Annotated in this window: 8 protein-coding genes and 3 pseudogenes; 7 read left to right on the top strand and 4 right to left on the bottom strand. The window is 41.9% G+C overall.

Features of this window, described 5'->3' with window-relative positions:
- Positions 1-68: 68 nt before the first annotated feature.
- A pseudogene (locus AC2JBO_RS36290) lies at positions 69-731 on the top strand (vanadium-dependent haloperoxidase); the annotation flags it as partial.
- Between the two features lie 308 nt (positions 732-1,039).
- Here the strand turns inward: AC2JBO_RS36290 and AC2JBO_RS36285 are convergent.
- Both AC2JBO_RS36285 and AC2JBO_RS36280 read right to left on the bottom strand, forming a co-directional pair.
- Positions 1,040-1,258, bottom strand: a pseudogene (locus AC2JBO_RS36285) (four helix bundle protein); the annotation flags it as partial.
- 69 nt (positions 1,259-1,327) lie between these two features.
- Positions 1,328-1,849: a hypothetical protein gene (locus tag AC2JBO_RS36280; protein ID WP_496958487.1), complete on the bottom strand. Its 522-nt coding sequence runs from the start codon at positions 1,847-1,849 to the stop codon at positions 1,328-1,330.
- Between the two features lie 77 nt (positions 1,850-1,926).
- Here AC2JBO_RS36280 and AC2JBO_RS36275 point away from each other — a divergent pair, with 77 nt between their 5' ends.
- Positions 1,927-2,307 carry a hypothetical protein gene (locus AC2JBO_RS36275; protein ID WP_496958486.1) on the top strand — a complete coding sequence of 127 codons (381 nt, stop codon included), beginning with the start codon at positions 1,927-1,929 and terminating at the stop codon, positions 2,305-2,307.
- A gap of 615 nt (positions 2,308-2,922) precedes the next feature.
- Here AC2JBO_RS36275 and AC2JBO_RS36270 read toward each other — a convergent pair.
- Entirely contained in the window at positions 2,923-6,858 is a 3,936-nt protein-coding gene (locus AC2JBO_RS36270; protein WP_496958485.1) for an AAA-like domain-containing protein, read from the bottom strand.
- A 334-nt stretch (positions 6,859-7,192) separates the two neighbouring features.
- On the opposite strand from AC2JBO_RS36270, the gene AC2JBO_RS36265 reads away from it, so the two are divergent.
- Positions 7,193-7,651 carry a hypothetical protein gene (locus AC2JBO_RS36265; RefSeq protein ID WP_496958484.1) on the top strand — a complete coding sequence of 153 codons (459 nt, stop codon included), beginning with the start codon at positions 7,193-7,195 and terminating at the stop codon, positions 7,649-7,651.
- 44 nt (positions 7,652-7,695) lie between these two features.
- On the opposite strand, the gene AC2JBO_RS36260 is transcribed toward AC2JBO_RS36265, so the two are convergent.
- Positions 7,696-9,219 (bottom strand): AAA-like domain-containing protein, encoded by a 1,524-nt coding sequence (locus AC2JBO_RS36260; protein WP_496958483.1) that lies wholly within the window; start codon positions 9,217-9,219, stop codon positions 7,696-7,698.
- 382 nt (positions 9,220-9,601) lie between these two features.
- Here AC2JBO_RS36260 and AC2JBO_RS36255 point away from each other — a divergent pair, with 382 nt between their 5' ends.
- The 4 genes and pseudogenes from AC2JBO_RS36255 to AC2JBO_RS36240 all read left to right on the top strand — a co-directional run.
- Positions 9,602-10,192, top strand: coding sequence for a hypothetical protein (locus tag AC2JBO_RS36255; RefSeq protein WP_496958482.1), 591 nt, complete (start codon positions 9,602-9,604; stop codon positions 10,190-10,192).
- Between the two features lie 117 nt (positions 10,193-10,309).
- A complete protein-coding gene (locus tag AC2JBO_RS36250; protein ID WP_496958481.1) occupies positions 10,310-11,071 on the top strand; it encodes a hypothetical protein in 762 nt (253 codons plus the stop codon).
- A gap of 40 nt (positions 11,072-11,111) precedes the next feature.
- On the top strand, positions 11,112-12,389 hold the full coding sequence (locus tag AC2JBO_RS36245; RefSeq protein WP_496958480.1) for a PrsW family intramembrane metalloprotease: 1,278 nt from the start codon (positions 11,112-11,114) through the stop codon (positions 12,387-12,389).
- Positions 12,390-12,523: 134 nt separating this feature from the next.
- Positions 12,524-12,762 (top strand): annotated as a pseudogene (locus AC2JBO_RS36240) (hypothetical protein); the annotation flags it as partial.

The following is a 12,762-nucleotide window of genomic DNA, read 5'->3' as shown; positions in this document are numbered from 1 at the left end:
TTTATAAACGCGAACTATGTTTAGTACTTTTTTACCTCTATTTCCCTTAACCGAGCAGTATTGCAACCAATCCCTATATCAACTCAAAGACCCAACAAGGTTCTGCCGCTACATTTGCAGCAGCGCATTTTCAAGCCTTACTCCTGTTAGCTCCCTCGCGGGCAATCAGAGCGTCTTACTGGCAGAAGTATTATGTACATCGCATTCTACGACCGGAAGCATATGGTGGACTTGTCCACAACAACCTTGTCAATAAAACTAATTATCCGATCAATTCAGAAGCCTTAAACTCCACAGCTTTAGCTCAGACTTTTAGCGCCTTTGGCACATATCTATTGCCCCAGGCGTACCCAGAAGGGGCACCAACCCATTCCTCCTACACTGGCGGTGCTGCTGCTACTGCTGGTGTCTCAGTCACACTGTTGAAAGCTTTTTATGACGAGAACTTTGTTATCCCCAATCCTGTAGTGCCTGATCCCAATGACCCCACAAAAGTGATTCCCTACAGCGGACCGCCACTCACAGTGGGTGGAGAGTTGAACAAGCTAGCAACTAACTATGCCATTGGTCGCAGCTTTGGCGGTATCCATTGGCGTTCTGATGGTGCAGCTGCCTTGGCTTTAGGAGAAGAGGTTGCGATTAGCATCCTCAGAGACGAAAGGCTAGGGTTCAACGAAAAATTTGATGGCTTTACGTTTACCAAGTTTGATGGTACAAAAATTACTGTTTAACTTGTAGGCAATCCAATACGGTTCGGATAAGATCCCCCCGCCTGCGGCGACCCCCTTTTTAAGGGCAGGGCCGTTTCATTCTAAAAAGAATAATACCAGGTGCCTATAAATCCGCTGTTACCAAACGAGATTTTAGTAGTTGGGAAACGGAAAAATTATGGTTCTAGCTTTTATCTCTAGAGAATGAAACAGCCCTGCTTTTTAAGGGTGGTAAATGCCTAAGATAGCCCCCCTTTTTAAGGGGAATGGCACGAAGAAAAGGCAGAGGGCAGATGGCAGAGGGCAGAAGGATGCAGAAACTATAGGTTTTATGTTTTAAGTTTATTAATACTCGCGACCATAATTTTCTGCATTTCTTCAACTTCATTGAGTATGGGAACAAACAGTTTACTTTCTACAAGCTTCACTCTTTGAGCAATAATAAGCTGTGTGTCCAACTCGCGCAGTGAACCTAAAGCAATATGGAGAAAAGGGATGTATTCATTTTTGCTACGTCTTCCGTATCCCTCTGCAATAGAAGTACCTATAACTTACCACTACTGGTAGCTTTAAAAATATTATGTAATATTAAGAATTACAGTCAAACGAAAATTAAATTATACAGTCACAAGTTTTTGACGTTCCAATTTCCTAGTCATCAGTAAACGTTGCTTTTTAAATCTGAACATATGTTCGATATCAAACCGCTGTCGATAGCAAGAATAGACTTCTGCAAGGGAAATACGTTCGCGTTGCTCGCCCAAAACTATCAACCACATCAGTTTCCAAACATTACAATCAGTATCATCAGTAACATTAACCCTCACTAAAGTGAGTCCACTTGGCGGTGTCGGCTTCCGTCCCGCCAAAGTGGCGAACCCGAAGGATAAATGGCATTTATACATTTGTTCTTCTTGAGTCCCTCTCATTAACATGTGGTGCCAAGCATTAAGAGTTACTGTGAATTCACGACCTTTTTTGGTAGTACTCTTGAAAATTGTTGTCTCGTCCGGTGGGCGCCAAGTTTCTTCAAGAGCAAGGTCAAAACGTTCACGCCTCTTTTTTTGGACACCCTCGTTTTTTCTCTTCCTGTGTTGGCGGTGTAGAGTAGAAAATCCGATTACTACGAACTCTGGCAATTACAACCAAATTTTTATGTTTAGACACATTAAATAGGAATGAGCGTTGACTATAAACACTATCGGCTGACAATTATTTGCGTGAGGCAATTATCAAACACCTAACAGAAGATGGTAAAGATGCAAGTTTTGACTTCTTAGTGCAACTTTATGTCAATGATGAAAAAACTCCTATTGAAAACCCAATGCAAGAGTGGGAAGAGAATGACTCACCGTTTATCAAGCTTGCTACCATCAAAATTCCATCTCAAAAATTCGACTTTGAAGAGCGAAAGCGGTTGGATGAGGGACTATCGTTTACACCCTGGCATACGCGAGTTGAACACGCACCTTTGGGTGGTCTCAATTTAGCTCGCAAAAAGGTTTATCAGGAGATAGCAAAGGCTCGACGAGAATATATGCAGCACCGCACTCAAGAGCCACAAGCATATAGTTCAATTTTGGATGATCCTCAATAATTTTTCTTATCAATAAGGGTAAGGTGGTCAGTGCCAGCCCTTTCAAGGCGAACACTAGTACCAAAATTTTTCCCGAAAATGGGGTAAATATCGGGAAGCTGTCACGGAGTGCAAACTAAACAGTTTAGTGTAGATTGTCAGTGGAACCATAATATTGCCGTTTTGGCAGACAATAGCTTCCAATTCACTTTGGCAAAGTTATACTTCCATTTTTTCAGCACGTAATTACGTTATTTTTTTAGAATTTTGTGTTCAATTTAATCTATAAATTTTAAACTGTATTAATGCTATCCATTGTGATATAAACATTTCAGACTGTTTACTTAACTTAACCATTTTGGAAGGCTTATGGTGTCATTTTTGGGTTTCGGCAATATTATCATTCCAGGCGCCAAATTTTAAAGATGGCGTTATCAACCTTTGAATAGGTCTAAGAGTCCTTTTCGTGGCAATATTATGGTTCCTGTTTTGGCAATATTATCGTCACACCGACACATAAACTAAACCGTCTAGTTTGCACTTGGTGGTAGCGTCCCTATATTTACCCCGACCAGTAGGTACTAAATAATTATGCTTGATGCAATATCTAATAAACGACAGTAGAACATTTAGTAGCTACGGATAGAATCCATCACATAAAGCACGCGCGCTCTGCTCTGGATGCGTTTGCAGATAATCGCGTACCCAGATACAAGCAGAGTGCATTACCTGGTTAGTATCTAACACTTTATCTACCTGCCAGAGAATCACGACATCATCAAGACCAGCAGATGCCAATAGTGGTTTCTGGGTGCCCTTAGCGGGATAAAATGCTACATCGAGTGCCCGCTCTTCATGCCCTTCTAAGGTTGTCCGCAGGGTGCCATCTAATGACCAAAGTTTTACAGTATTATCCCAACCCGCAGAAGCTAGGACGGTACCCCAGCTGTTGGGGAGTCCAGAATGAGGCGGGATAAATGTGATTGCATTTACCCGGTCGGTGTGGGCGGGAATAGTACGAATTAATTTGCCGTTTAATGACCACAGCTTGATTGTTTTATCCTCGCTGGCTGTGGCAACAATCTGTCCATCAGGGCTAAAAGCGACATCCCAAATGGTTTCATTATGACTTTTTATAACGAGCTGTGGTTGAGACGGATACTTTCCGGTCGCGTCCCGGCGCCAGAGCCGAACGAAGGTATCTCGACCCCCAATGGCTAACCATTGGTTATCAGGGCTAAATGCTCCGGCATTAAGTCGGTCGCGCTTTTTGGGTAGCGACTCACTCAGGGTTTGGAGCAAAGTGCCATCCCGGCGCCAGAGCTTCGCTGTACCGTCCCAACTAATGGTAGCTATTTCTGCTCCATCCCGACTAAACACCACATCGCGCACTGTTACGTTATGTGCCAAGATCGTTTGTAAGCGTTTGCCTTTAATCGTCCATAAGGTTAACGAACCATCATCGCTAGCTGCTGCAATCTCTTTGCCATCTGGGCTTATATCAACTGACCAAACCTGTCCGGGTGATGGACTTAACGTATTGAGTAGTTTTCCAGCTCGATTCCAAAGTTTAATAGTTCCATCAGTACTAGATGAAACAATTGTTTGTCCATCAGGGCTTATCGATGTATGCCAGACAGAGGTACTATGACCCCGCAATATTTTTAAAAAATCGGGTTGAAATTGCCACAACCGCACCAAGGAATCTTCGCCACCGGAAACCAAACGGCGACCATCGGCACTAAAAGCGACTTTCCACGTACCGTTGATATGTCCATACAAGGTTTTATTAAGGGTAGCATTACTGTTCCAGAGCTTAATCGTATTATCCCAACTGCCTGAAGCCAGCGTCTTGCCATCGGGGCTAAAGGCCAATGTCACCACACTGCTATCATGCTGTTTGGCTGTTTCCAATAGGGTGCCATCCTTCGTCCACCATAAAATATTACCAATCCAGTCGCCTGCTGCTATGGTCTGACCGTCGGGACTAAAAGCTACGCTGACCAGACGGTTTTTCCCTCTTTTGGATACAATCGGATTATTTAGTTGTCGAATTTTCCTACCCTTTAAATCCCAGAGGATGAGAGTATTGTCGTCACTAGCGGAGGCTAGGAGTTGATTATCGAGGCTAAACGCTACCTTCCCAACTGCATTACTATGCCCCTTTAGAGTGTGAATCAAGGCGCCATTGATGCTCCAAAGTTTGACTGTGCCGTCGTTACTAGCTGAGGCAATCCATTGTCCGTTAGCGCTTATGTCCACTGATCGTACCGAATCTTGATGTCCCTTAAGTGTCTTTATTGGTGTACCATCTCGCTTCCATACACGCACCATGCCATCCTGCCCAGACGAAATCAGCTTATCCCCTTTGGAGGAAAAGGTCACATCAAAAACTTCTCCCTTGTGACCATTGAGTACTTTTAACAAGACACCATCTCCCCACAAGGTAATTGTACCCAGTTGGTGAGCGGCAGCAATTTGGCGCCCATCGGCACTGATAGCAATAGCTCGCACTTTACCCTGGTTCCCATTTAGCCGATTGCGCTCAACTACCTGAAAGGTCGCGCGGCGTAAATCGAGATCGATGTTAGTAGCTAATTTAACGGGTACATTTGGCAATTTGCTCAACTTGGCGTGAGCTTTAACGGAACTGACCAAAGCATCTAAACGATTCCCGGAGGCAAACTGAGCTTCGGAGACGTTGGCGATTGCCTCGATTTCTCGTAAAGTGGCTTCCTGGTGTTGACTAAAGGCATAAAGTCCTAATAAACTGGCGATGACAAACGCAAGACTAATGCTTCCCAGCAGCCATTTTTGCAAGCGACTCGCGCGCTGTTCTTGTCGAAGCCGCTTCTCTACTTCTTGCAGGCGCCGAACTTCTTCTGAGCGTTTGAGGTTATCCAGATCAGTACTGGTGCCAAACCATTTGATCACCTGATTGTTAACATCCCGGATCGGAATCGCGCGATTGAGAAACCAGCGATAGTTTCCCGAACCATCTTGTATTCTCAGCTGCACTTCGTAGGATTCCCCTGTTTTAAGGGAATGTGTCCAGGCAGCGAGGCTACTAGAGCGATCATCAGGATGAATTAAATCCAGCCGTTTCCAGTCCGCTACCTCAGACAGCGTTCGCCCCAAAAAGGTATTGAGTTGCTGGTTAGTATAAGACAGCTTACCATCTGGCTCGACAATCCACATAATCTGGGGCATTGCTTCTGCCAGCTGCCGAAAGAATCGTTCGCTTTCCTGCTGTGCTTGAAGTTGCTGCTGGATCACCTGCCGTTCTGCATCCTGACTGGCAGCAAGAAACTGGTAATCTAGATCGCTAAGGCTTTTGTTCTCCGCCCACTGTTGTGCCAAGAGCAAAGATTGTCCCCACAATAATTTAGATGCATCTCTACGTTGGGAAGCAACCCAATCATCAATCGCAGCTGCATAGGGACGCAAACGGTTTAATTGTTGGTTTACCCATGCCAGGTTAAAAACATGTTGATAAATTAGATTTTTAATTGCCAAATGATTGCTTTGCCGTACCACTAATCCTGACAGCAATAATTCAATTTGCTCTCGACTGTCGTCCAAGGCTACCAATTCTCCCCGTAGAAGTTGCTGATAAATTCCTAGCAATCGTCCAGTGCGGTTTTCATTCCAGAACAAACGATCGCGAATAGTACGCAAATGTACTGGTTCATCGTGAATTTCCCAGTTATCCAACACATAAGCTCTCACCAACTCGTCTATCCATAAAGTTTCACAGTTGGGGGAAATCTGGAGCAATGATGTATCAGCTTGCTCAACCACACCAATCACAAGCTGACAGATTTTTTGGGTGAGAAAGGGTTGTCCTCCTGTCCAATGCAAGATCGCCTGAAGCGTAGCAACGGGGTTTTCTACCACAGCTTTGAGTCCTCCTGCCAGGGGCGCCGCTTCTGCAATAGTAAACCCATTTAACTGGATTGCATGACCAATATTGAAGGGTGTACGTTGTTTATTAGCAATTAAATCGGAGGGCGTTGTCGCACCAAATAGGGCAATATTCAGGTTTTGATAACGAATATCATACGCACGTTGGTTATAACAAGCCCGAATCCACGCGAAAAAATCGTCAGTGGAAAATTTTAGACTTAATAAACTATCAATTTCGTCAATAAAAATGTATATTGGTGTAAGAGAAAATTGCACAAATAAAACTTCTTCTACAAACACCGTCAAGCACTGAATCAACGATATGTCTGCATGGGTGGCAAACCAGTCTCGATAACTCAAGACACCGGGTAGCTGAAAACTCTGGTACAGGCTGATTATAATGCCGCGATACCATTGCTCGCGCGTGATGTCATCGCTACCCAATCGAGTCATATCCAAATACGCGCACTGTGCCCCATCCTGTTGAAGTTGTCGCTTCACTCGCACCAGCAACGATGATTTACCCATCTGTCGCGCATTAAACACATAGCAAAACTCTCCTACCCGAAGTGCGTTGTAAAGCTGTCGGTCGGCTTGTCTCACTACATAATTGGGTGCATCCGCCTGAAGGCATCCACCTACCTTGTATCGAAACCAATTTCCCATGATAGTTAAGAAGTTACCTCAAAACTATTAGCACTGTCAAGATAGAGTTTTGCAATCTAAATATTGGCAACTAATAAAGGCATTTTGTCAATCTAACTACCAGCATAATTTTTTTGATGTCAGGATAGTCAACGGTTTTGTACTTATTAGTCTTTAAGTACTATAAAAGCGTTACTAAGTTAGAGAGCGCTTAACTGATTTATTATTTACTTGATATAAATAGTGAAATATGGGAGATTTATTGTTATTAGTAATTTGGATTAGCAGAGATCATAAAACATCTGTTATCAATAATTGATCCATTCCAAAAAACTTGCTTAGGAGAAAATTATTAATGAAATTGAGAATTGTAGTTTTAGCGGGATTAGTAGCAATGGGTGTAACAGCCCAATCTGACTTTACTACTGCTCAACAAAGTGAGCCAATTCAGCAAGCACCACAACAACAAAACGATAGACGGGGTTCAATTGCTAACATCAATCCTAACAAACCCATCCAAATTCGTGTTGTGAATCAATCTAATGTTAGCATCGTGGCTGTGCTAGCACAACCAACATCACGCGAACATAACTTACTGCCTCAGAAGTCTATTACCTTTGGTACACTCCATACCAGCTATCTACCACCACCAGTAGATCTGACGGTATATACGGATGTCGAAGATACGAATTTACGCACTCGAATCAAGGTTGTAAACAATGAACTAATTGTCACCATCACAGCCAAGCCAGCGACCTATGGTACAACACGTTCTATTTATATAGACCCAAAGGGCGCCATCTATCTCTACTAATCTTTCCTGATGCAACACCTTTGCCTTTAGTGCTAGTAACATAACTACATTTCCTGAAGATACTTCCCAAAGAAGTCTTGATATAATTGACAACTCATCTGCCATTCTTGTTGCTGTAATCGAATTAACCCCATACTTTCTAATTTGTAGGCAGTAAATAGGTCTAGATGAATACTATCATCTTTTACTAAAATTCTTGTGATATCTAATAAGAGTGAATTTTGTTTTAATCTACTCAATAAGCTTTGCAAATGTTGGCGGTAAATGCTTATGGGTGTAATTGCTGTTTTACAAATCTCCTCTAATGTTAATTCTTTGCAACAAATATGATAAAGAGCCAAATTAACTAGTGCTGGGTGTCCTCCTACCAATTCCATTAGTTGCTGTACTTGATTATTTTCGCTCCAATCAATACCATAACGTTTTGCTAATTCAATTACTTGCTCACTATTAAATCTCGATAATTTTAATGGTAATCCAATATTAAAAGGGGATTGATTAATATCAAGAGGAATATAAACCTCAGTTGAATAAACAATCAACATTCGGAGTTTCTGCCATATTTGATCTTGTTGCGCTTCTTCTTGCCATGAACGTAACAGAGGTAAAAATTCCTTGGCTAAATCAGGAGATTCAAAAAAATAGTCAACATTATCCAATACCAATAATAAAGGTTTTTCTAAATGTGCAATTAAACACTCTTTTATGTAAATAGTGCAACTCAGTTTATTGCCAATTTCTCCATTCCAGTATTTTTCTGAGTCATATTCTAATCCTAGTTTGTAATAAATGCTGGCAATGAACCATTGCATAAACAATTCAGGCTTTTGAAGAAGTTTTGTATCAACTTGATTAATATCAAGTTTTACAGTTTCATAATCTAACATTTTGGCATAAGCTAAAACCCTCAACATCAAAGAAGTTTTACCCATCTCTCGACAACCTTGAATCCGAATCACACATCCTGGTTGCACTATTTCTTTATATGCTAGTTCTTCCAATGGAGGGCGAGGAATATATAATTGAGAATCTAAAGATAAAGGACCACAAGGGTATTTACAATAGTTATCATGTTGGCATTGATAGTGATGATGAAGTGATAATTCAACGACTTCTTGCATGGTTACAGGTACTTTATCAGCTTCTTTTCTCAATGCAATCCCATTAGAAATTTTATCTCTACCAACAACTGTAGAAACGAGTTGAGATTCTACTTGAACTGGAAATAAATCTGCATTACATTCATTTTCGGAGAAATCTCCATCGATTACTTCTTCTTCCGAGTAATTTATATCATTAACATCATCGTCATCAAAAAGCTTGTAATCTCCCCTATCCAACCGCAAATCAAAAGCACTAAAGCATATGCGTAAAGTACGTGGGTCTACGCTGCAATTCAAAGACCATAAACGACTTATAGTTGGTGTAGAAACTCCAATGCGCTCACTAAGTTCTGCTTGTGTAAAACGTTTCCCTCCTCTTTCTCTTCTCTCTTTTTCTAAAATCGCGGACTGAAATTTACTCAACCCAGCAACAGTTAAGACTACTCCCCGTTTTCTTTTTTGCACTCTATTATATTGTACCATGTCTAAATAAATTATTATTATTTTCTAATTTATATTAAATATTATATCTTACCTTAATTGATATAAATATTATTTTTATTATTTTTTGAAGAAAAATTAAATGGAATATTAAAAAACTCTTAAAACTTGACCACTAATAAAGGCGTTTTGTCAATGTAACTATCAGCATAAATTTCCGCAATATCAGAATAACTAAGGATTTGGCGCTATTTAGAACAAAAGTATTAACAAAATTGTTAGGAGTATTTGTATTCAGTCAGACTAGAAAGTGCTTAACTGATTTATCTGTACTTGAGGAGAATAGTAAAACATGAGAGATTCAGTACTAGTAGTAAGTTTGATTAGTTCTAGCTTAAGGGTGATCATGAGAGCAAGCATATTTTTACCTGTACTATCTATATCTATATTAATTGCAGGCGTATTAATCGCACCAGAAACAAAAGCAGCGAGTGTTTGTGGAGAACAAACACCAGAAGCCAAGTTTAAAACCCCGAAGCACTTAGTAACAATTTGTCCTGGTGAAGCAAATTTTCAAATGGTTATCACTTATTACGATGGTTCGGGCTATACCAGAGTAGGAGTAACCCGTGAAGGCAATAAGTATTCTGGAACTGATGGTCAGCGTAACTACATCATTGATTCCAGAAAATTTATCATTGGTACTGATGGGGAACAACCGATAACGGAAAATGTAATAAGTTCTTCTGCTCAAACAGCTGGGCAAAAACAAAGCTCTTCGATTCGGAATGATACAGTAACTTACGGGACTTGGACGTTTTTTCAAAACAATCGAAGTATTCAACTTCCTGTGAAACAAGGGCAGAAGCTCAAAGTTAACTGTTCCCGTACAACCAGTATTCCTGGTAGTAACTTTGAATATGTAGAAGCAACTGATAACGATGGCAATAAAGTTTGGATAGCGAAAGCAGCTTTAGCTTCCAAATGTCAACCTTAGCAGAACTGGTTCTGATGACATTCTTTGGTCTATATTATATAAACTCAAAGGGCGCCATATCTACTAGTCTTTCTCTTATGTGCATCTGTGTAATAATTAAAATAAGTAGAGGAGCTTATGTTGGATTTAATCAAAATAAGTCGATTGTCTCGATTTATGACTTTTGCCGTTTGCGGTATTTTCTTGAGTACAGTTTCCATTAAGGCAGAAGATTCTTCAGTATTAGCGCAAAAAGTTAAACTCACTACTCCTCCTTTGGTAATTGCACAAAGAGGCGATACGATTGAACTGAGAGCTGAGTCGGGACCTGATGATAAAGGTCGTTGGCGATTCTACCAGCCTAGTAATGTTTCAGATGACGCAATGCAAGCCCAAGGTTGTACCAATGTTCACGCTGGTGATGCTTCTTGGCGCTGTCGTAACCAGAAGATTCGGGTACAAGTGAATAATTCTAATCGTCCCAATAGTCCTAATAATTATAACTACGGAGGCTCTACACGTGAACTGAGAGCCGAGTCGGGGCCTGATGATCAAGGTCGTTGGCGATTTTACAAACCAAATGATGTTTCGGAAGACGCAATGCAAGCCCAAGGTTGCACCAATGTTCACGCTGGTGATGCTTCTTGGCGTTGTCGTAACCAGAAGATTCGGGTACAAGTAAATAATTCTAATGTTCCTAATTATAACTACGGAGGCTCTACACGTGAACTGAGAGCTGAGTCGGGGCCTGATGATCAAGGTCGTTGGCGATTCTACAAGCCTGATAATGTCTCATGGGGTGCAATGCAAGCCCAAGGCTGTAGGTTTGTTGGGGGTGGTTCTGTAAATTGGCGCTGTCCGCGCGATAAGGTTCGGGTGCAAGTCGATGAAAAGCGTTAAATCCATGTAACACTCCATAATCATCAATCATAATGTACCTATGTCATTAAATGCACAATTTAGAGTACTGTATGGTTCACCGCTGAGTCGTCCGAAAGTTGCGAAATTCGCTGTGATTATACTTGTGGTGATGGTAGTCATCACCACAAGTATTCTCGTAAAAAATTTGCTGACTTCGCGCTCGCTCGATCAGTTGCGCGTCTTTTTTCTGGCACTGTTCTGGTCGGGTTTACTATCTATAATTCCGATCGCAATCCTGCGGTTTCTTGATCGTCGCGAACGAGAGTGTACTTGGCTTTATGTACTAACCTTTCTTTGGGGAGCATTGATTGCTACAGGAATAGCCCAACCCATTAACGCCCTAATTCTTGGGTATGTTAAACAGTTTCTCACGCTGCACCCTGATATTCAACAGTTTTTTGGTTCCAATGCAGTAATGATTATCGGCGCACCCTTGGCTGGTCCCATTGTAGAAGAAACCACAAAAGGTATCGGTGTGCTGCTGCTGTTTTGGTTGCTTTCATCAGAGTTTGACAACGTGCGGGATGGATTTATCTACGGCGCCTTAGTTGGCATCGGGTTCAACTTTATTGAGGCAGCCATATACGTCTTGGCTGGCTATGTCGATAATGGGATCGCTCCGTGGGGCGATCAATTAATCGCACGCTATGCCCCACTTGGATTTATTGGCCATCCGCTTTTCACTGGGATGTTTGGATTGGGACTGGGGCTAGCGCGGCAAACGATGCGCGTTTGGCTGCGATACACGGCGCCTATAATTGGTTGGCTGATGGGCTTTTCGGGTCACTTGTATAACAATGGCTTGGGGTTGTTGATATTCCTCCTTGGCTTTGCGACTGCAAAGGATACAGACGCGCACTTGGCCGAGTTGAAGTTAGGAGATACACCGCCTCTGCAAGCCTTTATCCATCACGGCTTGGTAAAACCGATTATGTTTCTCCCGTTTGTGTTGGTAGCCGTTGTCATGCTTTGGCAAAGTGGCATATGGGAGCGGCAAGTGATTTGCGAAGAATTGGCTTCGGAGGTAGAACCTGTGATTACAAAAGAAGAATATGAGGCAGTAAAGAGTGATCGCATTTTCAGAACTCGCCGCATTCAAAACATAAATCAAGACACAAATCGACGCACAAGAGCAGCAATTGTCCAGGCACAAAATGAACTAGCCATTCGCAAATGGCGAGTTAAGCAAAAAGGTCAGGTTGTGGAAACCGATCCAGTCGTCTTATCTTGGCGAAATGAACTATTGCGCTTACGAGATGCTAAAACACTTCTCCATTCAAACAAACAAGGGGTTTAAGTTTTTTGTTACCCAAAGTTGCAATTTCCTAAATCTAAACAGTGATTCATCTTCATGAAATAAATGTTTTTAAAATAGCCTCAATCAAATCGCCAATTGATTATTATTGTTAAAAATCGTCGAAGTATAAAATAATGTCCCCCTTCAAAGCGCTGCTAATTTTGACCGGAGCCTTCTCGTCCGTCGCCTTTGCTGAATTAATCCAGACAGCGATAAAACCCGAACCTGCGATCGCCCAGACTCGACCCAGAGTCACGCCTTACCGCACCAAAACAGTTCCCTGCCCAGCGGTTCTGCCCGCTGAAACGGAAGGAGAGACAGTAACCTGCGGCGTTCTGATCGTGCCCGAAAATTACGATCAGCCCAATGGTCG

The sequence above is a fragment of the Calothrix sp. CBUCES-K 9914 genome, assembly GCF_059640475.1.
Note: the sequence above shows the minus strand (reverse complement) of the source record. Positions and strands in the feature narration are given on the sequence as shown.